Genomic DNA, 24872 nt, shown 5'->3' on the forward strand with positions numbered 1-24872 from the left:
CATGGAACTGACCCAGGACTACGCCGACCTGCGGGACACGGTGCGGGACTTCGCGAACCAGGTGGTCGCGCCCGTCTCGGCCAAGCACGACGAGGAGCACTCGTTCCCGTACGAGGTCGTCAAGCAGATGGGGCAGATGGGCCTGTTCGGCCTGCCCTTCCCCGAGGAGTACGGCGGCATGGGCGGCGACTACTTCGCCCTCGCCCTCGCGCTGGAGGAGCTGGGCCGCGTCGACCAGTCGGTCGCGATGACGGTGGAGGCCGGCGTCGGCCTCGGCGCCATGCCGATCTACAAGTTCGGCACCGAGGAGCAGAAGCAGAAGTACCTGCCGAGCCTCGCCGCGGGCGAGAACCTCGCGGGCTTCGGCCTCACCGAGCCGGGCTGCGGCTCGGACGCCTCCGGTACCCAGACCACGGCCAAGCGCGACGGCGACGAGTGGGTCATCAACGGCTCCAAGCAGTTCATCACCAACTCGGGCACCGACATCACCAGCCTGGTGACCGTGACCGCGGTGACGGGAACCAAGCCCGACGGTCGCAAGCAGATCTCCACGATCATCGTGCCCAGCGGCACGCCCGGCTTCACCGTCGAGCCCGCGTACAACAAGGTCGGCTGGAACGCCTCCGACACGCACCCGTTGAGCTTCTCCGACGTGCGCGTCCCCGCGGAGAACCTGCTCGGCGAGGAGGGCCGCGGCTACGCGAACTTCCTCTCCATCCTCGACGAGGGGCGGATCGCGATCGCCGCGGTCGCCACGGGCGCCGCCCAGGGCTGCGTCGACGAATCGGTGAAGTACGCCAAGGAGCGCAACGCCTTCGGCAAGCCGATCGGCGAGTTCCAGTCCATCGCCTTCGCGATCGCGCGGATGGAGGCGCGGGCGCACACCTCGCGCGTCGCCTACTACGAGGCGGCCCGGCTCATGCTGGCCGGCAAGCCGTTCAAGAAGGAGGCCGCCATCGCGAAGATGATCTCCTCCGAGGCGGCGATGGACAACGCGCGCATGGCGACCCAGATCCACGGCGGCTACGGCTTCATGAACGAGTACCCCGTGGCGCGGCACTACCGCGACTCGAAGATCCTCGAGATCGGCGAGGGCACCACCGAGGTCCAGCTCATGCTGATCGCCCGCTCGCTGGGGCTGCAGGGATGAGCGAGCAGGAGCCCGTGAAGCGGGTGACCCAGCGGGGCCTGTGGTTCGACGAGTTCGAGGACGGCGTGCTCTACGAGCACCGGCCCGGGGTCACCGTCACCGAGGCCGACAACATGCTGTTCACCAAGCTGACCATGAACACCCAGGCGCTGCACCTGGACGCGCACTGGTCGGCGCAGCAGCCCGGGTTCGGCGGCCAGCGCCTGGTGAACTCGATGTACACGCTCTCCACGCTGGTGGGGCTGTCCGTCGCGCAGCTCACCCAGGGCACGCTGGTCGCGAACCTCGGCTTCTCCGAGATCGCCTTCCCCGCGCCGGTCTTCGCAGGCGACACCCTGTACGCGGAGACGCTGTGCACGGGCAAGCGGGAGTCGAAGTCGCGGCCCGGCGAGGGCATCGTCAACCTGCGGCACGTCGCGCGCAACCAGGACGGCGCGGTCGTCGCCGTCGCCGAGCGGTCCACCCTGGTGCGCCGGGCACCGTCGGGGGAGGAGGCCTGATGCCGCATCCGTTCGCGCACCACGACGACCTCACTGCACCGGCGTGGCAGCCGCCCGGCCCCGCCATCCTGTTCTGTCCCGCCGACCGCCCCGAGCGGTACGCCAAGGCGGCCGAGCGCGCCGACGCGGTGATCCTCGACCTGGAGGACGCCGTGACCGCCGAGGCGCGGCCCGCGGCGCGGGAGGCGCTGATCGACAACGATCTCGACCCGGCGACGACGATCGTGCGCGTGAACGCCTTCGGCACCTACGACTTCGCCGAAGACATCGAGGCGCTGCGCCGCACGGCCTATCGTGTGGTCATGCTCGCGAAGACCGAGTCCGCGCACCAGCTGGATCGGCTGGCGCAGGTCGACGGTCTGCAGGTGATCGCCCTCATCGAGACGCCGCTGGGCGCCGTCAACGTGAACGAGATCGCCGCGCATCCCCGGTGCATCGGCCTCATGTGGGGCGCCGAGGATCTGGTGGCCGCGATGGGCGGGCGGTCCAGCCGCTTCGCCGATCGGACCTATCGCGACGTCCCCCGGCACGTGCGCTCGGCGACCCGGCTCGCGGCCGCCGCGCACGGCAAGTTCGCCCTCGATGCGGTGCACATCGACATCGCCGACACCGAGGGGCTCGCCGCGGAGGCCGAGGACGCCGTGGCGCTCGGTTTCGCCGCCACCGTCTGCATCCATCCCTCGCAGGCGGCCGTGATCCGTGCCGCCTACCGGCCCACGGACGACGAGATCGCCTGGGCCCGCGAGGTGCTCGAGGCGGAGGCCGACAACAACGGTGTCTACCAGGTGCGGGGTCAGATGATCGACGCGCCGCTGCTCGCCCAGGCCCGCGCGATCGTCGCCCGGGCCGACTGAACGAATCAGTAGGAGTGAAGAGATGACCACCCCGTCCTACGATCGCGGCGAGGCCGAGCCCGCCCTGCTCACCGCCACGATCGGCGCCCAGCTCGAGATGACCACCGACCGGTTCGGCGAGCGCACCGCGCTCGTCGACGTGCCGTCGGGACGCCGCTGGACCTACGCCGAGCTGCTCGCCGACTCCCGCGCCTTCGCGGCGGGCCTGCTGCGCAGCGGGATCCGCCGCGGCGATCGCGTGGGCGTGTGGGCGCCCAACACGCCGGAGTGGGTGATCGTGCAGTTCGGCACGGCTCTGGCCGGCGTCATCCTGGTCAATCTCAACCCCTCCTACCGGCAGCGCGAGCTGGAGTACGCGCTGAACCAGTCGGGCATCGTCGCGGTCTACACGATGACGAGCTTCAAGACCTCCGAGTACGCCGCGATGCTGGAGGCCGCGCGGTCCGAGGCGCCCGCGCTGCGCGATGTGGTCACCTTCGGCTCGCCCGAGTGGGAGGCGTACCTGGCGGCACCGTCGGATGCGGAGCTCGACGCCCTCGCGGACCTCGGCGACGAGCTGCGCGCCGACGACCCGATCAACATCCAGTACACCTCGGGCACGACGGGATTCCCCAAAGGCGCCACTCTCACCCACGGCAACATCCTCAACAACGGCTTCCTCGTGGGGGAGCTGCTGAACTACACCGAGCAGGACTCGATCTGCATTCCCGTGCCCTTCTACCACTGCTTCGGCATGGTGATGGGCAATCTCGCGGCCATCACCCACGGCGCCGCCATGGTGATCCCCGGGCCCGCGTTCGTGCCCGAGGACGCGCTGGCCGCCGTCGCCGCCGAGAAGTGCACCAGCCTCTACGGCGTGCCCACCATGTTCATCGCCGAGCTGGCGCTCGCCGGCTTCGACGCGTACGACCTCTCCAGCCTGCGCACCGGCATCATGGCCGGCTCCCCGTGCCCGGAGGAGGTCATGCGCAAGGTGGTCGACCGGATGGGCATGACCGAGGTCTCGATCTGCTACGGCATGACGGAGACCTCGCCCGTCTCGACCCAGACGCGCGTCGACGATGCGCTCGAGCTGCGCGTCGGCACCGTCGGGCGGGTGGGGCCGCACCTCCAGATCCAGGTGGTCGACCCGATCGACGGCACCGTGATGCCCCGCGGCGAGGTCGGGGAACTGTGTACCCGCGGCTATTCCGTGATGAAGGGCTACTGGAACAACGAGGAGAAGACCGCGGAGGCGATCGACGCCGACGGCTGGATGCACACCGGCGACCTCGCGACGATGGACGAGAACGGCTACGTGCGGGTCACCGGCCGGATCAAGGACATGGTGATCCGCGGCGGCGAGAACATCTACCCGCGCGAGATCGAGGAGTTCCTCTACACGCACCCGGACATCCTCGACGCGCAGGTGATCGGCGTGCCCGACGAGAAGTACGGCGAGGAGCTGATGGCCTGGATCCAGCTCCGCGAGGGCGTGGACTCCTTCACCGTCGACGACCTCCGGGCCTTCGCGGACGGCAAGATCGCGCGGCACAAGATCCCGCGTTACGTGCACGTGGTATCGGCCTTCCCTATGACGGTATCGGGAAAGATCCGCAAGGTGCAGATGCGAGAAGAGTCCGTGACGCTGCTCGGTCTGGAAGGCTGACGGGGTGCATTCGATCGATCGCTTCGCAGAGACCGCCGGCCTCCCCACGGGGGACTACGACGCCGTGTACCAGTGGTCCGTGTCCGAGCCCGAGGCGTTCTGGGGCGCGGTCTGGGACTTCTTCGAGCTCGGTGAGCGGACCGGCCCCGTGCTGGCGGCGCGGGAGATGCCCGGCGCCCGCTGGTTCCCCGAGGTACAGCTGAACTACGTCGACCGCGTGCTGCGGTTCGCGGACCAGCCGGGCAACGCGATCGTCGGCCTGTCGGACGACGGTGCGCGGGTGGAGATCCCGTGGTCGGAGCTGCCGGCGCGGGTGTCGGCCGTCGCGGAGCTGCTGCGCTCGCTGGGTGTCGGTGTGGGCGACACCGTCGCGGCCTACTTGCCGGACGAGCCCTTCGCGGTGCTGGCCTTCCTCGCGACGGCGTCGATCGGCGCCGTCTGGTCGGGCTGCGGCCAGGACTACGCGCCGGAGGGCGCGGCCGGCCGGATGGCGCAGTTGGAGCCGAAGGTGCTCTTCGCCCGCGACGGCTACGCGTTCGGCGAGAAGCACGTCGACAAGCGCGCCGACACCGCCGAGCTCGCCGGGCTGCTGGGGGTACCGGCCTCGCACGTGATCACGGAGCTGCCGGAGCCGGGCCCGGGCACCCCCGAGCTGAAGCCCGTCCAGGTGCCGTTCGATCACCCGCTGTGGGTGCTCTTCTCCTCGGGCACGACGGGGAAGCCGAAGGGCATCGTGCAGGGCCACGGCGGCATCGTCGTCGAGCACGTGAAGGTGCTGGGCCTGCACAACGAGATCGGTCCGGGCGACGTCTTCTTCTGGCACACCGCGCTCTCCTGGATGATGTGGAACTACCAGGTCGCCGGGCTGTTGGTGGGCGCGACGATCGTCACCTTCTCGGGGCACCCGCTGGCCCCGACGGCCGACCGGCTGTGGCAGGTGTGCGAGGACGAGCAGGTCACCTTCTTCGGCACCAGTCCCGGCCAGCTGCAGGCCTCGCGCAAGGCCGGCCTGAACCCGGGCACCGACCACGCGTTGGTGCTGAAGACGATCGGCAGCACCGGTTCGCCGCTGGCTCCGGACCTGTTCACGTGGGTGGACGAGCACGTCGCCGCAGGGCTGCCGGTGAGCTCCGTCTCGGGCGGCACGGACGTGTGCAGCGCCTTCTGCGGCGGCACCGCCTCGGTGCCGCACGTGCCCGGCGAGCTGACGGTGCGGTACCTGGGGTGTGCGCTGGAGGCGTGGGCGCCGGACCGCACCCCGCTGATCGGCGAGGTCGGCGAGATGGTGATCACCGTGCCGATGCCGTCGATGCCCACGAACTTCTGGAACGATCCCGGTGATGTGAAGTACCGGGCCGCGTACTTCGAGCACGAGTGGACCGACGGTATCGCCCCGAACCTGTGGCGGCACGGCGACTGGGTGGAGCTGACGGACCGCGGGTCGATCACCATCCACGGGCGCAGCGACGCGACGTTGAACCGCAACGGCATCCGCATGGGCTCCGCCGACATCTACGAGGTCGTCGAGGGCGTCCCGGAGGTGGCGGAGGCGATGGTCGTCGGGGTCGACGGGCCCGACGCGAAGTACTGGATGCCGATGTTCCTCACCCTCGTCCCCGGCGCGGAGCTGACGGACGAACTTGTGCAACGCATCCGCGCCGACGTGCGCGCCCGGCTCTCGCCGCGCCACGTGCCCGACGAGGTGATCCTCGCGCCCGGCATCCCGCACACCAAGACCGGGAAGAAGCTGGAGATCCCGGTGACCGGGATGCTCGCCGGACGCGACGTGAACGTCGACCCGAAGTCCGTCGACGATCCGGAGCTGCTCGGCTGGTACGAGGAGCAGGGCCGCGCGCACGCCTGGTGATCAGTTCTCGCCGACGGCCTTGTTGATCACGTACGTGGCCGAGATCGCCTGGCGGGCGAGCTCGAGGGTGGTCGAGTCCGCCTGGAGGACGTACCGCCCGACGGTGGCGTAGCAGGTGTAGGGCTTGGTGAGCACGGAGTCGTGGACGCACTGCGCCTCGTCGCGGGGCAGCCCGGGCACCTCGTACGCCTGGGTCGCCCCGGGATCGACGCGGACCTCGACCAGGTAGACCTTCGCCGACGCCCGGTCCCGGGCGCGCAGCACCGTCGTGCGGTTCGTCTTGCCGATGAGATCGATTCCGTTGCGGGTGGCCACGCGCAGCCATCCCGGATTGCGGTTGATCAGGTACGCCGTGCGCGCGGTGAAATAGCCGTCGCCGAGTTCGACACCGCCCGACAGGCCGTAGGCGGTCCGGGTCTTGTTCTGGTCGTCGTTCTGCGAAACGAGCGTGCGCGACATGATGCCGTCCCGGTCCATCGGGACGGCCGGTATCGCGACGCTGGAGAGCGCGATCGACGGGCGATAGGTCGTGGCCCGCTCCAGTTGCGCGGTGAGCCCGCGGATCGCCGGCTCCACGCTGTCGGTGCCGCGGGTGGTCGCCCACACGAGGGCGACCAGGTTGTTCACCGGCGCCGCGACGGCGGTCTTGGTCAGCCCGCGCGCGCTCGTGCTCGACACCAGGACGGCGCCGGGGATCCGCGCGAGCATCCGCGCGAGCGCGTCGGGTGCGGGTGTGTCCGCCCGGAGCGTGGTCATCGCCTTCTCGGCGCCCGCATCCGTGGAGAAGCGGAGGAGGGCCGCCGAGAGCTGCATCCGCGGCGCGGTCGCCGAGTCGCCGGCGGTGCTCATGAACCCCACGTCGAACTTGGTGTTCAGTTCCAGGTGTGCGGCCTTGGCCGGCGGGATCCCGCCGGTCGGTACGCCCCGCGCGCTGTCCCGCTCGATGACCTGGCCGATCCTGAGCAGGGGGCCGCCGGCGCCCTCGAACTCGTCCGAGACCAGTGCCGTCAGCGCGGGGTCGATGTCGGACGGGGCGATGACGGCGTCCGCGAGGATCATTCCCTCCTGCTGCCAGGCGTCGGCGGCGGACTGCGCGGTCACGGTGCGCGGCGTCGTCGGGAAGTTCCCCGAGTCCACCGTCGAGACGGTGGTCTCGGCGACCGGCGTGCCCGCCACCACGGTGGAGCAGGCCGTGAGCAGCGCGCCGACCAGCGTGGTGGCGACTGCTGCGGTCATGCGGGTGCGTGTGCCCATGATCGTCCCCCCGAACTCGGACACATCGAGTATCCGGTCCTGCGCGCAGCATCACCCGCGGAGCCGGCGTTTCGTGTTCGAATCGCAACCGTGGCCCGGCTGGGTGCTTCTCCCGCGCTTAACCGGCGGTTGCGCCGCAGGCCGCGGGGCATCGCCCTCCCGCCCCGCGTGATGGACAATGTTCTTCATGCGAACATTTCGGACGCGCCGGGTGATTCGGCCGCGGTTCGCCCTGCGCTGCGCCGGCGCCATCGCCGCCGTCACCCTGGCCTCCGGCTGCGCCACGACCGTGCCGGGGATGGGTACCGCCGCGACGAGCGTGAACCGGTCGTCGGCCGTCCCGCTGCCGCCCGGGGTCGACACGGGCGACTACTCGCCGGATCTGTACGCGCCCAAGCAGGGGGACGCCGATTCCGCGTGGGTGACGGAGGGGAACAGGATGATCGCGGCGATCGTCCTGCCCTCGGACGTCGACCCGACCCTGACCCGTCCGGTCACGGGGATCGACGCGGTGCCCACGCTCGCCTCCTTCGAGTCACAGAGCCTCCCGGAAGGCCTGAACCTTCTTTCCGGGTCGAAGGTCGGCGTGGCGCTCGCCCGCGCCGACCGCGCCGACGGTGCGACGAAGGAAGTGCGGATCGGGTTGTACCGCTACGCCACGGACAGCGACGCGGGGACGCAGATGTTCTCGACGCGCTCGATGTTGTCGGATCGGCCGGCGGTGGTCCTGCCCTCGACGCCGGACGGGGTGGCGGCGGAGTTCGAGTCGGGAGCGGTCGACCTGTTCCGGCAGGTCGGCGTGCTCCTGCTGCACGTCCGCGCGAAAGGGCCGTCGCTCCCGGAATCGATCGCGCTCGCCGACCGGATCGTCGTCGAACAGCTTCGGGAGTTGCAGGACTTCCGGCCGACGCCCGAGACGGACGTCGGGAACCTGCCGCTGGACCGGGAGGGGGTTCTGGCCCGGGCGGTGGGGGTGTCGGCGGAGTCGGATACGGATCGGCGGTTCATCGGTCTGCTCACGCCGCCGATGTACGAGCGGCGGCTCGCGGACCACTCGCTGGTGCCGCTCCTGCGCGAGGCGGGTGTGGACCTCATGGGGTGGAACTACGGGAAGGTGATGCGTGCGCGGGACGCCGCGGCGGCGAAGAGATTGTTCGATCAGGTCGTGCAGAAGCGGAAGGCGCAACCCATGACTGATCCCGCGGGGCTGTCGGGAAAGGTCGTGTGCTTCAAGGACGACCGGGCGAAACAGGTCGACTGCCAGATGGCGGTCGGCCGCTACTACGCCCAGGCGACCAGCCCCGATCTGACCGAGGCGCAGCAGTTGGCCTCGGCCCAATGGGTGGTCCTCACCCGCAACCCGTGAGTCGACGAGAGAAGTCATGCGAAACCGTTCCGTGCGCGCCGTTGCCCTCGCTGTCACCGGTGTGCTCGTCGCGGGCTGCGGCACCGTCGTCGACGGGACGCCGATCCCCGACTCGAGCGCGCCCGCCCTCGCCCTCGACACGGGCGGCCTCTCGACCGAACCGCGAACGGTCACCGCGTCCGCGGCGCAGCGCAGGGTGCTCGCGGCGAACCGGCTGGCGGAGCGCCTCCTTCTGCCGACGGACGTCGACCCCCGGTTCACCAGGGCGGGCGATCTCTCGGTCCGCGCGGTCGTTCAGGCGTCGAACCTGAAAGACCCGCTGGGGGATGCCGATGCGCAACGCGTCGGACGCCGCGGCATCGTCTACGGTTTCGTGTCGGAGCGGTGGGCGCCGGGGGACGGCGTGGAGGAGGGCGTCCTCATGCTCGGCATTCGCATGGCGGACGACGCTGCCGCCCGCGGCGCCGTCGACGACTTCCGCGCCGAGGGCGGCGCCACCGAGGTGGTGGACGGGCGCACCGACTGGGCCGTCCGGCGGGAAGCGCCCGTCGCCGGCCGGAAACGGATCGTGTTCACCGCGTACGCGGCAGCGGGGCCGACGTTGATCATCGCGATTCCCTGGGCGATCGACGAGACCACGTCCAGGGCGAGGGTGGCGAAGGCGCTGCAGATGCAGATCGCGAAGCTCCAGGACTACTCGGGACCGGGCCTGGCCGAATTGGACGGCCTGGCACCGGACCAGGATTCGATCGTCAGCCACACCGTGACGCCCGAACCCATCGAGTCGGGAACCTTCCGGTCCTACGACGGGTTCCGCGGCCGTGCCGCCCAGCTGCACTGGGAATCCAACCCGGCGACCTCCGCGAGCCTGTTCGACGAGGTGGGTGTGGACCTGGTCGGCACGGGCCGCAACGTCGTCTATCGCGCACGGGACGCGGCCGGCGCGACGCGTCTCGCGGCCGGCCTGGCGGCGTCCTGGCAGCGGCAGCAGCGGGCCCGCCGGCTCGTGATCGACGGGCTGGCGGATGCGCAGTGCTGGACGTACCACCAGAGTGCGCTGACCGACGTCGACGACACGTCGTGCGCGGTGCCCGTCGGCCGATACGTGTCCACGTTCTCCAGCCGCCAGGCGACACTGGCGCGGCAGGTGACCTCCGCCGGGTACCTGCTCCTCCGGAAGGCGCCGTAGCGCCGAAAGACAGACCGGCGATCAGCGGAACGCGGAGCGCAGCGCCTCCCAGGCGGGCTTGGGGTGGTAGTCGCGGTCGAGCAGGTTGGCGCTGCCGTAGCCGGAGAAGGTCTCCGGGTAGTCGGTGATCCACGAGCGGCGATCGGTGAAGCCCCACACCGTCATCCCGGTGCAGCGGCTCAGCTCGCGGCACAGGCCCGCCATCGTCGAATACACCCGCGCCTGCCGCTCCAGGTCGGCGTCGGCGGCGCGGCCCCGGTCCGTCGGGATCCGCACGTCCACTTCGGTGAAGCGGACGTCGAGGCCGAGGTCGGTGAAGCGGCGCAGGTTCTTCCGCATGTCCTCGGTGCTCGGCTGCTGGTCCGCGCCGCCGAGCATGTGCGCCTGGAAGCCGATGCCGTCGAGCAGCGGTCGCCGCTCAGTCCGGCCGTCGACGGTCACCTCGACGGTCTCGGCGCGCAGCTTCCGCGCCAGCGCGAGCAGCGCGGTCGACTTCTCGCTCACCGTCTCCGCGCTGTGCTCGTTGAGGTACAGCTTCATCGACGGCGCCGCCAGGCGGGCGGCGCGGAAGGCGTCCACGATGTACCGATCGCCGGAAGTCGTTCGCCACCACGTGTTCTGCTGCAACGCACCGCGCTGATCGAAGGGCTCGTTGACCACGGTCACCGCACTCGCGCGGCCCGCGTACCGCTGCACCACCCGCGCGACGAGGTCGGTCATGAACCGGTGCCGCTGCGGATCCGGCATCGCCCGCACATGGCCGGGTACGATGCCCCAGCCCTGCTGATCGAGGGGATCCCAGATCAGGGAGTGGATCTGGAAGTCCTGCCGCTTCCGCTGCGCGAGATCCGCAACGGCATCGGCCTCGCGGAAGTCGAACCGGCCGGCCTCGGGCGCGACGGTGTTCGTCATCGTGCCGATCTCCGTGGTCAGCGAACCGAATTCGCGGCCGGCGATCTCCTCGTAGCAGGGGTCGCCCGTGGCGAACGTGGAGCGGTAGGCCGTGCCGATCGTCTTTCCCTGCGCCGCGGCGAGTTCCCGCAGGGCGGGCGTGGGGAGCGGACACGCACTGTCGGACGTCGACGGTGCCGGACCCGCCACCTCCGGCGCGGCGACGCACCCCGCGACGGCGAGGGCCACGGCGACGAGGCCGAGCAGGAGCGTTCTGGGTGTCACTCCTGCGAGGGTACCGAGAACCGAAGGGGCGGGCCGCCTCCGAGAACCCGGGTTCAGTTCTCGCCGGCCGCCGTGTTGATCAGGTACTCCGCCGAGATCGCCTGTTGCGCCAGCTGTGCGTGCGCCAACCTGGAGGGCAACCCGGGAGAGCGTGGGGGACAGGGGGCGTGCTTGCACTGCGTTGCAGTGGACATGCAGGCGGATCGAGAAGGGTCCACTATGCCGCGGCGGTGGTCAGTTCGGGTCGACCGCCAGGACCTGCAGGGCTGCTCGGCCGCGGCGAGCCCACCGCTCCCCTGGTGCGATCCAGGCTCGGTGGGTGGGATCTTCCAATGCCGCCCAGAGGTGTTGGATGCGGGATCGGTCGCCACCGATCATGCGATCGCGGTCACGCACCGGATTGTCCGCGGCGCAGGCGAGTACCGCGGCGTCGTCGAGGTGGCGGTCGCGGTCGCGGTTGTCCGACTTGTAGGCGGCGCCCTTGAGAACCAGGGCGCCGAGGACGTCCGGGACGCTGACGACGATGCCGCCGTCATCGGTCTTGATCTCGCAGTTGACGGTCTTGCGCAGCGCGGACGTACCTCCGGGCACGGCGAACACCGGTCGCCGCATAACGCTGGGCTGCAGGCTCGGCGCTGCATGGTCTGCGACCATCACGTCGACCTGCTGTTTGCCGCGGTTGAATCGATGCACCGGGCCGTCGCCGACGGGCTCATGGAGAACGTAGCCGAGTTCCTCGAGCTGCTCGCGCACGCCTGACCAGGTCGCTGCTCCGGTCTCGATGTGCAGCACCATGTCGACGTCGACAGTGGGGCGTGTGAGCTGCATTCCTGCGTGGGCTGCGTGCAGTTGCACCATCAGCCCTCCGATCAGCGTCCACTTCTCGTGCGGTATCACGCGGACGAGCTCGACGACCTGTGGCCACGGCGGCGGCCATCCACCGGCAGGGGCGCTGACCCGCCACCGCGGCCGCTCCACCGGCTCGGTCACGAGACCCTGCCGAGCATGCGCGTCAGCGCAAGATTGCCAGCGGCCGCCTCGCGGGTGTCGAGCGACTCCATCAGATCGACCGCGACAGCCGCCGGCAGAACGCGGTCCACCGGCCATCCCGCGCTGGCCGGCACCACCCGGATGGTGAAGTCGCCTTCCGGATCCTCGATGAGACCGAGGTCGCGGATGGTCGCGGCGTACTTCTTCTGCGGCACGTACCCGTCGTGGGTTCCGCGGTCCACCGCCGATAGCTCGAAATAGTCGCTCCAGTACGGGTCGGTCAGCACGCTCGCTCCGGTAGGAATGAGTCCTGTCGCGTCGCCCCAGCCCTGCATCCGTTCGATGCGCAGAGAGCGTCGGCGGACCGTCCAGGCCACGTCCTCCGCGCAACTACGCCGAAGGCGCGCGCGCAGTCGTGACAACGCTGCGGGATCCAGCCAGTCCGCGGTCTCTCCGGAGAGCATCGCGAGCGCCGCCCAGGCGCCCGCCGGTGTCGCCGGCCGTCCGCGGGCCGGTCGAGCGTGCGCACGACGGTGCACAGAGGCTCCGTCGAGCAGCAAAGCTCCGCCGACACGCCGCGTCACGGTCAGCTCACCCGAGCGTGCGAGCCGCGCGACCTGGCGCGGCGTCACCTTGAGGTGCTGCGCCGCGGCCGATACGGACATCTCACTCATGCATAAATGGTCTCGCAGAAGACCTATTTACGCAATAAGCAGTAGTAGACGGCGGGCGCCGAGCACGCGCTACCGCCGGAGGGCGGCACCGTCGGATCCGACGATGCCGCCCTCCGGCCTACCGGGTCCGGATCAGAGGTGACCCGAGGTGCACTGCCACACCAGGATCCGGCCGCCGCCGTTGCGGGTGAGGGCGCTGGACTGCGCGGCGCGGATCGAGCGGCCCGTGCCGCCCTGGAACCAGCCCGGCTTCTGCGCGACGGCGCCGCAGCCGTTGGAGAAGGACGCCAGCACCTTGCAGCTGGCGTAGCCGCACGAGCCGAGCGCAGCGCGTTCCGCGGCGCCGGGGCTCGCGTAGTCCCAGGACCGGCCGGTGGCGCCGTTGCTGGCGACCGCGATCGCGCCGAAGTTGACCGCGGCGTTGGCGGCGGGGGCGGCGGCGATCTGCACACCGCCCGCGACGCTCGCGGTGGCGATGGCGGCGACGAACGCCTTCGTGGTGAAGCGCTTCATGGTGGTGCCTTTCAGGAAAATCGGGGGAGTGGGGTGACGACGATCAGCCGGGGAGGCCCTCGCCCGGCCCCGGGTTGCTGGTGGTCTCGACGGGCGTGACGTCGGGCTTGGTGACCGACACCTTCTCGCCCCACTTCGAGAACGTCAGGGTGATGCTGCCCTCGGTCGACGGCTTGACCTGGATGCGGACGAGCTGCTTGTCGCCGGAGCTCTGGATCCACAGCGTGGTGGGCACGGGGACGCTCTTCGCCGGGTCGACGCGGGAGCCGGAGATCGTGGCGATCTCGGTGGCGGGCACGGTGCCGGTGATCTTCGTCGTCTGCCGGCCGTCGATCGTCTCGGTGCCCGCGACCTTCGCACCCGTGACCTTCGACAGGATGTTGGGGATGCCCTTGGCCTCGTCGAAGAGCGCCGCGACGTCGTAGATCGACGCGCCGTCGCCGTAGTCCGCGTACTTGTCGCCGTAGAGCGAGGCGTACATGTGGCCGTCGATGTAGGTGAACTTGCCTTCGGCGTTGCCCGGCTGGATCACCGCCGTCCCCTGCGCCTGCGTCGAGGGCTTGACCTGGAGGTCACCGTCGACCTTGGAGAGGGGGAGGCCCTGCACCTTGCCGTCCACCTCGACGGAGAAGTGGGTGCTCGTGACCTGCTTGGCCGCCTCGGAGGCGGACTTGACGAGCGCGGACGCGTCGGTGTCCGAGCTGCTCGCCGAGGCGGCGGGCGTGTCCGAGCCGGTCGTCGACGTGCCCTTGTCGGAGCAGCCGGTGAGCGCGATGCTCAGCGCGACGGCTGCCGAGGCCGCGATGAGGGCGGGGCGGGATGTGCGCTTCATGGGTGGGGTTCTCCTTCGGTGGGAATGGAAGGAGCTTCGACGCCGAGGCTTAACCGGCGCTTGCAGTCGCCTGAAGCGCTCTCCGCGTGTCCCTGTGCCTGGGCGGATCCAAAACTTACCGGCGGGTAGGTTGCGGAACCTGATAACCGCAGGTCAAGTGAGATACGTCATTCAACAAGGGTCGCCGCCCGGGCGGATTCGCGGAGGCATAGAGTCGACCCCGGACCCGTGAAGAATGCGGGTGGACCGAGTAACCAGACAGATGGTGAGCTGATGGATCTCTTCGAATACCAAGCGAAGGAACTGTTCGTCAAGCACGGCGTGCCTACCTCGGCCGGCCGCGTGACGGACAATGTCGCCGACGCCCGCGCGATCGCCGAGGAAATCGGCAAGCCGGTGATGGTCAAGGCGCAGGTCAAGGTGGGTGGCCGCGGCAAGGCCGGCGGCGTGAAGTACTCCGCCGACGCCGATGCGGCGCAGGCCAACGCCGAGGCCATCCTGGGCCTGGACATCAAGGGTCACGTCGTCAAGAAGCTGCTGGTGGCCGAGGCGAGCGACATCGCCGAGGAGTACTACATCTCCTTCCTGCTCGACCGCGCCAACCGCACCTACCTGGCCATGTGCTCGGTCGAGGGCGGCGTGGAGATCGAGGTCACCGCCGAGGAGAACCCGGACGCGCTGGCGAAGATCGCCGTGGACGCGACCAAGGGCGTCGACCTGGCCACCGCCCGCGCGATCGCCGAGGCCGGCAAGCTGCCCGCCGAGGTGCTCGACGCCGCGGCCGTGACCATCCAGAAGCTGTGGGAGGTCTTCGTCGGCGAGGACGCCACCCTGGTCGAGGTCAACCCGCTCGTCCGCACCCCGGACGACCAGATCCTCGCGCTGGACGGCAAGGTCAGCCTCGACGAGAACGCCGACTTCCGCCACAAGGACCACGAGGCCTTCGCCGACGCCGGGTCCACCGACCCGCTCGAGCTCAAGGCCAAGGAGAACGACCTCAACTACGTCAAGCTCGACGGTCAGGTCGGCGTCATCGGCAACGGTGCGGGCCTGGTCATGTCGACCCTCGACGTGGTCGCCTACGCCGGTGAGAACCACGGCGGCGTCAAGCCCGCCAACTTCCTCGACATCGGCGGCGGCGCCTCGGCCGAGGTCATGGCCGCCGGCCTCGACGTCATCCTCGGCGACGAGCAGGTCAAGAGCGTGTTCGTCAACGTCTTCGGCGGCATCACCGCGTGCGACGCGGTCGCCAACGGCATCGTCGGCGCCCTCAAGACCCTCGGCGATGAGGCCAACAAGCCGCTCGTCGTGCGCCTCGACGGCAACAAGGTGGAGGAGGGCCGGGCGATCCTGGCCGAGTTCAACCACCCGCTGGTGACGCTCGCGCAGACCATGGACGAAGGCGCCGACAAGGCCGCCGAGCTGGCGAACAAGTAAGGGAGACAACAGAAAAATGGCTATCTTCCTGACCAAGGACAACAAGGTCATCGTCCAGGGCATCACCGGCGGCGAGGGCACCAAGCACACCGCGCTGATGCTCAAGGCCGGCACGAACGTCGTGGGCGGCGTGAACGCGCGCAAGGCGGGCACCACCGTCAAGCACGTCGACAAGGACGGCAACGACATCGAGCTCCCCGTCTTCGGCTCCGTCGCCGAGGCCATGGAGAAGACCGGCGCCGACACCTCGATCGCCTTCGTGCCGCCGGCGTTCTCCAAGGACGCCATCGTCGAGGCCATCGATGCCGAGATCCCGCTCCTGGTGGTCATCACCGAGGGCATCCCCGTGCAGGACTCGGCGTACGCCTGGGCCTACAACGTGGAGAAGGGTCAGAAGACCCGCATCATCGGCCCGAACTGCCCCGGCATCATCACCCCGGGCGAGGCGCTCGTCGGCATCACCCCGGCCAACATCACCGGCACCGGCCCCGTCGGCCTCGTGTCGAAGTCGGGCACGCTGACCTACCAGATGATGTACGAGCTGCGTGATTTCGGCTTCTCGACCGCCATCGGCATCGGCGGCGACCCGGTCATCGGCACCACGCACATCGACGCCATCGAGGCCTTCGAGAAGGACCCCGAGACCAAGGTCATCGTGATGATCGGCGAGATCGGCGGCGATGCCGAGGAGCGCGCCGCGGCGTACATCCAGGCCAACGTCACCAAGCCCGTCGTGGGCTACGTGGCCGGCTTCACCGCTCCCGAGGGCAAGACGATGGGCCACGCCGGCGCCATCGTCTCCGGCTCCTCGGGCACGGCCGCCGCGAAGAAGGAGGCCCTCGAGGCCGCCGGCGTCAAGGTGGGCAAGACCCCGTCCGAGACCGCCGCTCTCGCCCGCGAGATCCTGCAGTCGCTGTAACACCAGCACATTCGGTCCACGACCCCGTCTCCTGTCAGGGAGGCGGGGTCGTCCCGTTCTCTCGGGCCGACGGTGCCGGGCCCTAGGCCGACGGTGCGCGCTCGACGCCCCGGAACGCGAGGTACAGCACGAGCGCCGCGGCCGCGAGGCCGGCGCCCAGCAGGCACGCCCCGGTCCAACCGGCGAGCGGCCACAGCGCGGCCGTCGCCGCGGAACCCAGCGTGCCGCCGAGGAAGAACGTGCCCATGAAGACCGCGTTGATGCGCCCGCGCGCCTCCGGTCGCAGCGAGAAGACCACCGCCTGCGACGAATTCAGGGCCGCCTGCTGACCGATGCCCATCAGCGCCAGGCCCACGATCAGCGCGGGCAGGCCGATCGCGCCGCCGGCGGGGATCATGAGCAGCCACGCCGCCGCCTGCAGGCCGAGTCCGCCGGCGGTGAGCACCGCGCCGTGGCCGCGGTCCACGAACCTGCCGATGGTCGGGCCCGACAGCGCGCCGACCGCCCCGAGCAGGCCGATGGAGCCGATCGCCGCGGGCGCCCAGCCGAACCGCGGTCCGGCGAGCAGGAAGGTCACCGCTGCGCCCTGCACCATGAACGAGCCGAGCGCGAGGCCGATCAGCACCGCGCGCAGGCGCAGCACGGGCAGCTCGCGCACCAGGCCGGCCATCGAGACCAGCAGCGCCCGGTAACCCGACGGGGTCAGGCCCGGCCGGCCCGGATCGTGGCGGGGGAGGGCCCGGGCCAGCAGCGCGGTGACGGCCACCAGCAGCGCGGCGAGCACGAGGTACGGGGCGCGCCAACCGGCCAGGTCCGAGAGCACGCCGGAGAGGAACCGGCTCACGACGGTGCCCAGCACGAGTCCGCTCATCACGATGCCGACCGCGCGGGCCTGGTGCTCCGGCCCGGCGAGTTCCGCGGCGTAGGGCACGATCACCTGCGCGCCGACCGACGTGACCGCGGCGACGGTCGCCGCGACCAGCAGCACCCCGCCCGACGGTGCGGAGCCCGCAACGACGAGCGCGGCCGCCGTGACGAGCAGCAGGGCCAGCGCCAGCGGGCGGCGACGGACCGCGTCGGCCATCGGCACGAGCAGGAGCAGGCCGACGGCGTAGCCCGCTTGCGCCACGGTGACCAGCATCCCGGCCGCGGTCTCGGACATGCCGAGGCGCTCCTGCAGCAGGCCCAGGATCGGATGTGCCAGGTAGTTGCCCGCGACGGACAGCCCGGTCGCCAGGGCCATCAGGCGGAGCAGGCCGGGCGCGGCCGTCGCGGCGGGCGTCGTCGTGGTGGTCATGTCGTCCAGTGTGGGCGGCGCAGCATCATGCGTCCAACGTATGATTTCGATCGAATGATCTGATTTGGAGATGGTCGATGGAGCTGCAGCAACTGCGGTACGTGATCGCGGTGTCGGAGACGTTGAACTTCACCCGCGCTGCGGAGCGGTGCCACGTGGTGCAATCGGCCCTGAGTCACCGCGTCGCCGCGCTCGAGAAGGAGCTCGGCGCGCGCCTGTTCGACCGCACCAACCGCTCCGTCCGGCTCACCAGGGCGGGCGAGGCCTTCCTACCGCAGGCCCGGGCGGCACTCGCCGCCACCGAGCGCGCGGCCGACGAGGTGGCGGCGACGCTCGGCGGGGTCCGGGGCACCGTCACCGTCGGGATGATCCCCACCTTCACCGCCTTCGACGTGGTCGGCGTCCTGCGCGCCTATCGCGCCGCCTACCCCGAGGCGACCGTCCGCCTGCGCAGCGGCGCGAGCGAGCATCTCATCGAGGACGTGCGCACCGGCACCGTCGACCTGGCGCTGCTCGGCGTCCCGGACGGCTTCTCCACCGCGGGCGTCGTGGCCCGGCGGCTCGCCGTCGACCACCTGGTCCTCGTCGTGCCCGAGGCCGAGCGGGTCGACGGTCCGCTCACCCTCGCCGCGGCCGCCGACCGCCCGTTCGCCGACTACCCCGCGGGCGGCGCCGGTCGCGCCGAATCGGACCTGGCCTTCGAGCGCGCCGGGGTGCGGCGCACCGTCGCCTTCGAGGTGGACCGGTCCGAGACCATGCTCGAGCTGATCGCCGCGGGGCTGTGCGTCGGGACGGCCGCGCGGGAGACGGTGCCCGACGGTGCCGGGCTCGCCGTCGTGCCGCTCGTCGACGGTCCCACCCGCTCCCAACTGCTCGTGCACTCGAAGCTCCTGAGCCCCGCGGCCAGGGCGCTCTTGACTGTCATGGACCATCACACTCAATGAGTTGAATCCGGTTGACGTCGGACTCCGTGTATAGGGTGGTGGCGTACTGGCTCCGTGCGGAGCCGCGTCGACCTTCGGGGAGAAGAACATGACCTACTCAGGTGGAGGGTACGGGCAGCAGCCGGGCCAGGGGGGCTACGGGCAGCAGCCGGATTACTCGCAGCAGGGCTACGGCCAGCAGGGGTACGGGCAGCCGGCCCAGCCCGGGCAGCAGGGCGGCTACGGCCAGCCGGCGCAGCAGGGCGGCTACGGTCAGCCCGCGCAGCAGGGCTACGGCCAGCAGCCCGACTACTCCCAGCAGGGGTACGGCCAGCAGGGGTACGGCCAGGGCTACCCGCAGCAGCAGGGCTACGGCCAGCAGTACGGCGGCGGCTACCAGCAGGCGCCCGCCGCGCCGTCGAAGCCGCTCGACCTGGCGCTCGTGCTGTCCATCGCCACCGCCGCCCTGGGCGTCATCACCTTCCTCCTCGGCTTCCTCACGTTCGCGGAGCGCGAGTTCGGCATGGGGACGGCCACCGTCAGCGTGAACGGCTTCGAGCACAGCGCGCTGATCGGCCTCACCCTGGCCCTCGTCGCCGGCATCTCGGCGGGCCTGAGCCTGGTCTCCCGCGGCAACACCGGCCGCACGCCGGCCGCCGCGCTGGCGCTCGGCGCGTTCGTCTCGCTGCTCTTCGGCGTCTTCACCTGGACCGATCTCGCGTACGGCTTCTGGATCGCGTTCGTCTTCGCGCTGTTCACCGCGGCCGCCGCGGTCGTCCTGGTGCTGGTCGACGCCGGCATCGTGAAGAACCCCGCCGCCGCGGAGACCGCCGCCACGGATGCGACCGCGACCGCCGCCGCCGCGCCGGCCGCGACGGAGGCGACGTCCGCCCCGTCGAACCCGGCCGTCCCGGCCGCGCCCGCGCAGCAGGAGCAGCAGGCCGCGCAGTCGCAGTGGCCCTCGTACGGCGGCTACCAGGCGCCGGCCTCGTCGGGCTACCAGGCCCCGGCCTCCACGCCGTCGACCCCCGCGGCCCCGGCCACCACGGGCTTTCCGTCGAACCCGGGCGCCTCGGCCTCCGGCGGCGGCGACGAGGTGACCACCGCCTTCGGCCAGGCCTCGTCGGCCGGCACGCAGGCCTTCGGCGCCCCGTCCACCCCGCAGCACGGCTCGCATTCGTCGGACGACGAGAACAAGCCGCAGGGGCAGTAGTCCCCGCCTGCGGCGCGCCTGAGCCACCATCGGCCACTGCGATGTCACAGTGGTGAAGATGATCGACTCAGCGCGCGCCGCCGGGCCGGGCCCGAGCGAGACCCGGCCGCTGTTCGTGATGGCCTTCGGGCCGTCGCTCGTGACCCTCGCGTCCACCCTGCTGGTGGGCGTGGCGGTCCTGCTCACCACGTCGACGGGGCTCGGGGCCATCGCCCCGACCGTCGCCGGACTCTGGCTGGCCGTGCACCAGGTGCCGGTCACCATCAGCGACATCACCCTCGGCGTGCTGCCCCTGATCCCCACGATCGCGCTGGTCGTCGGCGTCGCCCGGGCCGCGCGCCGCGCCGGCGGCGAGGGTCGCCCGCTCGTGGACCTGCGCTCCGTCCTGCTCTGCGCCATCGCCGGCCCCGCCCTCTTCACCGCCATCGCGCTGGCCGTCGTCAACGACGCCGCCGGGCGGTACACCATCGGCACGCCGCCGCCGCTCACCGCCTTCGTCGCCACCGTGGCGGTGCACTTCGGCGCGGCCCTGGTCGGCCTCGCGCCCGCGTACTGGCGCGACGTCGCCCGCTTCCTCCGCATCCCCGCCTGGGTCGACGACTGCGCTCGCCTCGCCGGCCGCGCGCTGCTCACCTTCGGCGCCGTCGGCCTGGCCATCGTGGTGGTCCGCCTCGTGATCCGCTGGGAGACCGTCTTCGAGCTGGTGCGCTCCGGCAACGACGCCGTCGGCATGATCTCGCTGGTGCTGCTCTCGCTGCTGTACCTGCCCAACGCGGTCATCGCCGCCGCCGCGCTGCCGCTCGGCGCGACCGTCGACCTCGGCCCGATCTCGATGAGCGTCTTCTCCGCCGTCCCGGGTCGCGCGCCCGGGATCCCGATCCTCGCGGTGCTGCCGCAGGGCCCGTCGCCCTGGTACCTCCTGCCCCTGCTCGCCGTGCCGGCCTTCGTGGCGGTGCGGGTGGGCCGACGGTGCGCCGCCCGGTCCCTCGACCTCGGGCCCACGGTGACCGCCGTCGCCGCGACCGCGGCGCTCACCGCGACCGGTTTCGCGGCCGCCGCGTTCCTCGCCGGCGGCGAGCTCGGCGGCTTCGGCTACGCCGGCGCCGACCTGCTCCAGGTCTTCGGCTTCACGCTCGGCTGGGTCGGCCTCGTCGGCGTGCTCGCCGCGCTGGTGCTGCAGCAGGCGGGCGAATCCCGCGCCGTGCGCGCCGCGCGCCGGGCCGAGGGGGAGGCACCGTCGGGCTACACCACCTACGCCGACGAGGCGGACGTGATCGACGACGGCGTGACCGTGGAGATCGAGCCCGCGGAGCGCGGCGACCACGACGACGACCGGTCCGAACCCGAGGACGACGCCGCCGATACCGGGGACTTCGACGCCCTCGCCGATCAGCCCACCGAGGAGGTGCGGCCGGCCGCGCGCCCCGAGCCCCGGCAGGCCGTCGGACCGGCGGCGACGAAGCGTGAGCGCGACATAGCAGACATCGAGGAACTCGACAGCTACACCTTCGGGCAGTAGCACACGGGCGCGACGCTAGGCTGTTGCCGAATCGTCCCTCTGCTTTGGAGTGCATCCTGACCACGCCCAGCCCCACGGTCGTGCCGCCGTGCGCGCCCGCCCGGATCGTCGTGCTGGCGTCCGGCACCGGTTCGCTGCTCGAGGCGCTCCTCGCGGCGGCGGCGGAACCCGGCTACCCCGGATCCGTCGTCGGCGTCGTCGCGGACCGGACCTGCCGCGCCCTGGAGATCGCCGCGGACGCCGGCGTCGAGTCCGCCGAGGTGCCCGTGCGGGCCTACGAGGACCGGGCGGCCTGGGACGAGGCGCTCACCGCCGCCGTCGCCGAGCTGGAGCCGCACCTGGTGGTCGCGGCCGGCTTCATGAAGATCCTCGGCCCCGCCTTCCTCGCCGCGTTCGGGGGCCGCGTCATCAACGCGCACCCCGCGCTGCTGCCCGCCTTCCCGGGCGCCCACGCCGTTCCCGCCGCCCTCGCGCACGGAGTCAAACTCACCGGCTCCACCGTGCATCTCGTGGACGCGGGGCTCGACACCGGACCGATCCTCGCGCAGGAAGCGGTCGCGGTGCAGCCGGGGGACACCGAGGAGACCCTGCACGAACGGATCAAGGTCGTTGAGCGCCGGCTTCTGACAGAGGTCGTCGCCGCAGTCGCCCGCCAGGGCTATCGCGTGGATGGACGAAAGGTCACCATTTAAATGAGCAGCAACATCCCGATCAAGCGCGCGCTCATCAGCGTGTACGACAAGTCGGGCCTGGTGGAGCTGGCCACCGGCCTGGCCCAGGCGGGCGTCGAGATCGTCTCGACCGGCTCGACCGCGCGCACCATCGCCGACGCCGGCGTCGCCGTGACCCGCGTCGAGGACGTCACCGGCTTCCCCGAGTGCCTCGACGGCCGGGTGAAGACCCTGCACCCGAAGATCCACGCCGGCATCCTCGCCGACACCCGCCTGCCCGAGCACCTCGAGCAGCTGCGCGAGCTGGACGTGAAGAAGTTCGAGCTGGTCGTGGTGAACCTCTACCCGTTCACCGACACGGTCGCCTCCGGCGCCTCGGAGGACGAGTGCATCGAGCAGATCGACATCGGCGGACCGTCGATGGTGCGCGCCGCCGCCAAGAACCACCCGTCGGTGGCCGTGGTGGTCTCGCCCGACGACTACGGCTCCGTGATCGACAGCGCGCGTCTGGGCTTCTCGCTGGAGCAGCGCAAGGCGTTCGCCGCGAAGGCCTTCCGGCACACCGCCGACTACGACGTGGCCGTCGCCTCGTACATGACGAGCGTCGTGGCGCCCGAGCCCGACCAGACGTTCCCGTCGTGGATGGGCGGCACCTGGACCCGCGAGGCCGTGCTCCGCTACGGCGAGAACCCGCACCAGGGCGCGGCGCTCTACGTGGGCGGCGCGAAGTCCGGGCTGGCGCAGGCGCAGCAGCTGCACGGCAAGGAGATGAGCTACAACAACTACACCGACGGCGACGCCGCCTGGCGCGCCGCGTACGACTTCCACGAGCCGGCCGTCGCGATCATCAAGCACGCCAACCCGTGCGGCATCGCCATCGGCAAGGACGTCGCCCAGGCGCATCGCAAGGCGCACGCGTGCGACCCCGTCTCCGCCTACGGCGGCGTGATCGCCGCCAACCGCGAAGTCAGCCTGGAGATGGCCGAGCAGGTCTCGGAGATCTTCACCGAGGTCATCATCGCGCCCGCCTACGCCGACGGCGCCGTCGCGGTCCTGCAGCGCAAGAAGAACATCCGCGTGCTGCTCGCCGAGCCGCCCGTGCTCGGCACCGAGATCAAGCAGATCACCGGCGGCCTGCTGGTGCAGCAGTCCGACGCCATCGACGCCGCGGGCGATTCGCCCGACGAGTGGACGCTGGCCGCGGGCGAGCCCGCCGACGAGGCGACGCTCGCCGATCTCGAGTTCGCCTGGCGCGCCTGCCGTGCCGTGAAGTCGAACGCGATCCTGCTCGCCTCCCGCGGTGCGTCGGTGGGCGTGGGCATGGGGCAGGTCAACCGCGTCGACTCGGCGCAGCTGGCCGTGACCCGCGCGGGCGATCGCGTACTCGGCTCGGTGGCGGCCTCGGACGCCTTCTTCCCGTTCCCCGACGGCCCGCAGATCCTCATCGACGCGGGCGTGAAGGCGATCGTGCAGCCCGGCGGCTCCATCCGTGACAAGGAGGTCGTCGAGGCGGCCGCCGAGGCCAGCGTGACGATGTACTTCACCGGGACGCGCCACTTCTTCCACTGATCCGTGCGTGGCGAGCGCCTCCGGGGTGAATCATTGCCCCGGGGGCGTTCGCCGTTCCCGCCCCTTCGTCGTGCCCGCGACGATCGCCCGGAGGAGATGTCGATGCAGGTGCCGCCCGAAGTCCTACCGCTGCTCGAGGCCGCCGTCGGGCCGATGCCCGAGAACGCGGAGCTGCCGCTGCCGCCGATGGGGCTGTCGGTGGACGAGGAGCGCGAGCAACGCAAGCGCGACCTGGCCGTGGCCTTCCGCGTGTTCGGCCGGCTGGGCTTCTCCGAGGGCGTGGCGGGGCACATCACCGCCCGCGACCCCGGGGATCCGGGCCTGTTCTGGGTGAACCCGTTCGGCATGAGCTTCCATCGGATCCGCGTCTCCGATCTGATCTGCGTGGACCACAACGGCGTCGTGGTGCACGGCCGGCGGCCCGTGAACCGGGCCGCCTTCGTGATCCACGCGCAGGTGCACGACGCCCGGCCCGACGCCGTGGCCGCCGCGCACGCGCACTCGGTGCACGGGAAGTCCTTCTCGTCGCTGGGCATCCCGTTGGCGCCGCTCACGCAGGACGCGTGCGCGTTCTACGAGGACCACGGCATCTACGACGATTACGCCGGCGTGGTGAACGAGACCGTCGAGGGCAAGCGGGTCGCGGCCGCCATCGGCGATCACAAGGCGGCGATCCTCAAGAACCACGGGCTCATCACCGTCGGTGGGTCGGTATCGTCGGCCGCCTGGTGGTTCGTCACCATGGAGCGCTCCTGCCAGGCGCAGCTGCTCGCGATGGCCGCCGGTACGCCGCAGTCGATCGACCACGAGACCGCCCTGTTGACCCGTTCGCAGGTCGGCAGCGACCTCGCCGGCTGGTTCCAGTTCCGTCCGCTGTGGGAGCAGACCGTCGCCACGTCGCCCGACGTCTTCGATTAGGCCGCTCCGCGGGCGGCCGGGGCCCGCCCTGGCTCAGGGTGGCCCGGCGCCGCGGCGCCGGTAAGGCGTCGTGGACCTCGCAGAGAAGCCATGCGTGCCGAGCATGGGGTCTGACCTGCTGATTTCTGGTCGTGTTATGCGCGCGCCGCATAAACCGTGCGCGCGTAGGCCGTGCCCTCGGCGTGCGCGGCGACGCGGCGTGGGGGAAGTTGACGCTTGCGTGGGGGACGTCGGTGATCGAGGAGAGGCCTCGGGGCGGTCGCGTGCCGGGAGGCTATGCGGTCGGCGCATAGCTGATCGCCGTTCATGCAGGTCAGAGGTTATGCAGCGGGCGCATAGCTCGCGCGAGCGACTATCTTCCGCCGCCCGCNGCNCCGCCGCCCGCTGCATAAC

22 protein-coding genes are annotated in these 24872 nt (G+C 71.0%); 15 read left to right on the forward strand and 7 right to left on the reverse strand.

The features are described 5' to 3' along the window. The first annotated feature begins 1 nt into the window (after position 1). Genes ACNAYW_RS17975 through ACNAYW_RS17995 form a run of 5 tightly spaced genes read left to right on the forward strand, consistent with a single transcriptional unit; the run spans position 2 to position 6019 of the window. Entirely contained in the window at positions 2-1150 is a 1149-nt protein-coding gene (locus ACNAYW_RS17975) for an acyl-CoA dehydrogenase family protein (RefSeq protein WP_415851025.1), read from the forward strand. Then, positions 1147-1650 carry a MaoC family dehydratase gene (locus ACNAYW_RS17980; RefSeq protein WP_415851026.1) on the forward strand — a complete coding sequence of 168 codons (504 nt, stop codon included), beginning with the start codon at positions 1147-1149 and terminating at the stop codon, positions 1648-1650. Before ACNAYW_RS17975 ends, ACNAYW_RS17980 begins: the two co-directional genes overlap by 4 nt. Next, a complete protein-coding gene (locus tag ACNAYW_RS17985; RefSeq protein WP_415851027.1) occupies positions 1650-2504 on the forward strand; it encodes an HpcH/HpaI aldolase/citrate lyase family protein in 855 nt (284 codons plus the stop codon). The genes ACNAYW_RS17980 and ACNAYW_RS17985 overlap by 1 nt, the downstream gene beginning before the upstream one ends. A 22-nt stretch (positions 2505-2526) precedes the next feature. Continuing rightward, positions 2527-4152 (forward strand): AMP-binding protein, encoded by a 1626-nt coding sequence (locus ACNAYW_RS17990; RefSeq protein ID WP_415851028.1) that lies wholly within the window; start codon positions 2527-2529, stop codon positions 4150-4152. 4 nt (positions 4153-4156) lie between these two features. After that, a complete protein-coding gene (locus tag ACNAYW_RS17995) occupies positions 4157-6019 on the forward strand; it encodes an acetoacetate--CoA ligase (RefSeq protein WP_415851029.1) in 1863 nt (620 codons plus the stop codon). Here ACNAYW_RS17995 and ACNAYW_RS18000 read toward each other — a convergent pair whose 3' ends face one another. Further along, positions 6020-7255 carry a DUF7373 family lipoprotein gene (locus tag ACNAYW_RS18000; RefSeq protein ID WP_415851030.1) on the reverse strand — a complete coding sequence of 412 codons (1236 nt, stop codon included), beginning with the start codon at positions 7253-7255 and terminating at the stop codon, positions 6020-6022. Between the two features lie 205 nt (positions 7256-7460). On the opposite strand from ACNAYW_RS18000, the gene ACNAYW_RS18005 reads away from it, so the two are divergent. Continuing rightward, complete coding sequence (locus ACNAYW_RS18005) at positions 7461-8639, forward strand: DUF7373 family lipoprotein (RefSeq protein WP_415851031.1); 1179 nt, start codon at positions 7461-7463, stop codon at positions 8637-8639. Between the two features lie 16 nt (positions 8640-8655). Beyond that, the gene (locus ACNAYW_RS18010) at positions 8656-9828 is read left to right on the forward strand and encodes a DUF7373 family lipoprotein (RefSeq protein ID WP_415851032.1); all 1173 of its coding nucleotides are present in this window, start codon (positions 8656-8658) and stop codon (positions 9826-9828) included. A gap of 21 nt (positions 9829-9849) precedes the next feature. Here ACNAYW_RS18010 and ACNAYW_RS18015 read toward each other — a convergent pair whose 3' ends face one another. The 5 genes from ACNAYW_RS18015 to ACNAYW_RS18035 form a co-directional block, all read right to left on the reverse strand. Then, positions 9850-11004: an endo-1,4-beta-xylanase gene (locus tag ACNAYW_RS18015; RefSeq protein ID WP_415851033.1), complete on the reverse strand. Its 1155-nt coding sequence runs from the start codon at positions 11002-11004 to the stop codon at positions 9850-9852. A gap of 234 nt (positions 11005-11238) precedes the next feature. Continuing rightward, the gene (locus ACNAYW_RS18020) at positions 11239-11994 is read right to left on the reverse strand and encodes a hypothetical protein (RefSeq protein ID WP_415851034.1); all 756 of its coding nucleotides are present in this window, start codon (positions 11992-11994) and stop codon (positions 11239-11241) included. Further along, complete coding sequence (locus ACNAYW_RS18025; protein WP_415851035.1) at positions 11991-12668, reverse strand: DNA-binding protein; 678 nt, start codon at positions 12666-12668, stop codon at positions 11991-11993. Before ACNAYW_RS18025 ends, ACNAYW_RS18020 begins: the two co-directional genes overlap by 4 nt. 132 nt (positions 12669-12800) lie before the next feature. Further along, entirely contained in the window at positions 12801-13181 is a 381-nt protein-coding gene (locus ACNAYW_RS18030; RefSeq protein WP_415851036.1) for a DUF4189 domain-containing protein, read from the reverse strand. A 43-nt stretch (positions 13182-13224) separates the two neighbouring features. Next, complete coding sequence (locus tag ACNAYW_RS18035; RefSeq protein ID WP_415851037.1) at positions 13225-14013, reverse strand: LppX_LprAFG lipoprotein; 789 nt, start codon at positions 14011-14013, stop codon at positions 13225-13227. Between the two features lie 273 nt (positions 14014-14286). Here ACNAYW_RS18035 and sucC point away from each other — a divergent pair, with 273 nt between their 5' ends. Both sucC and sucD read left to right on the forward strand, forming a co-directional pair. Further along, positions 14287-15450, forward strand: a complete 1164-nt coding sequence (gene sucC, locus ACNAYW_RS18040; RefSeq protein WP_415851038.1) for an ADP-forming succinate--CoA ligase subunit beta — start codon at positions 14287-14289, stop codon at positions 15448-15450. Between the two features lie 16 nt (positions 15451-15466). Then, positions 15467-16369 (forward strand): succinate--CoA ligase subunit alpha, encoded by a 903-nt coding sequence (sucD, locus tag ACNAYW_RS18045; protein WP_068524209.1) that lies wholly within the window; start codon positions 15467-15469, stop codon positions 16367-16369. Between the two features lie 82 nt (positions 16370-16451). Here the strand turns inward: sucD and ACNAYW_RS18050 are convergent, their stop codons facing one another. Further along, a complete protein-coding gene (locus tag ACNAYW_RS18050) occupies positions 16452-17666 on the reverse strand; it encodes an MFS transporter (RefSeq protein WP_415851039.1) in 1215 nt (404 codons plus the stop codon). Positions 17667-17743: 77 nt separating this feature from the next. On the opposite strand from ACNAYW_RS18050, the gene ACNAYW_RS18055 reads away from it, so the two are divergent. The 6 genes from ACNAYW_RS18055 to ACNAYW_RS18080 all read left to right on the forward strand — a co-directional run bounded on the left by ACNAYW_RS18055 (position 17744) and on the right by ACNAYW_RS18080 (position 24479). Then, positions 17744-18610 (forward strand): LysR family transcriptional regulator, encoded by an 867-nt coding sequence (locus ACNAYW_RS18055; protein ID WP_415851040.1) that lies wholly within the window; start codon positions 17744-17746, stop codon positions 18608-18610. An 88-nt stretch (positions 18611-18698) separates the two neighbouring features. Then, positions 18699-19802 carry a DUF5336 domain-containing protein gene (locus ACNAYW_RS18060; RefSeq protein ID WP_415851041.1) on the forward strand — a complete coding sequence of 368 codons (1104 nt, stop codon included), beginning with the start codon at positions 18699-18701 and terminating at the stop codon, positions 19800-19802. A gap of 58 nt (positions 19803-19860) precedes the next feature. After that, the gene (locus tag ACNAYW_RS18065; RefSeq protein ID WP_415851042.1) at positions 19861-21321 is read left to right on the forward strand and encodes a cell division protein PerM; all 1461 of its coding nucleotides are present in this window, start codon (positions 19861-19863) and stop codon (positions 21319-21321) included. Positions 21322-21401: 80 nt separating this feature from the next. Next, entirely contained in the window at positions 21402-22013 is a 612-nt protein-coding gene (purN, locus tag ACNAYW_RS18070; RefSeq protein WP_415851045.1) for a phosphoribosylglycinamide formyltransferase, read from the forward strand. After that, positions 22014-23561 carry a bifunctional phosphoribosylaminoimidazolecarboxamide formyltransferase/IMP cyclohydrolase gene (gene purH / locus ACNAYW_RS18075; protein WP_415851043.1) on the forward strand — a complete coding sequence of 516 codons (1548 nt, stop codon included), beginning with the start codon at positions 22014-22016 and terminating at the stop codon, positions 23559-23561. 153 nt (positions 23562-23714) lie between these two features. Beyond that, on the forward strand, positions 23715-24479 hold the full coding sequence (locus ACNAYW_RS18080) for a class II aldolase/adducin family protein (RefSeq protein WP_415851046.1): 765 nt from the start codon (positions 23715-23717) through the stop codon (positions 24477-24479). The last annotated feature ends 393 nt before the right edge of the window (positions 24480-24872 follow it).

This window comes from Tsukamurella ocularis, assembly GCF_965138335.1.
GTDB lineage: Bacteria > Actinomycetota > Actinomycetes > Mycobacteriales > Mycobacteriaceae > Tsukamurella > Tsukamurella ocularis_A.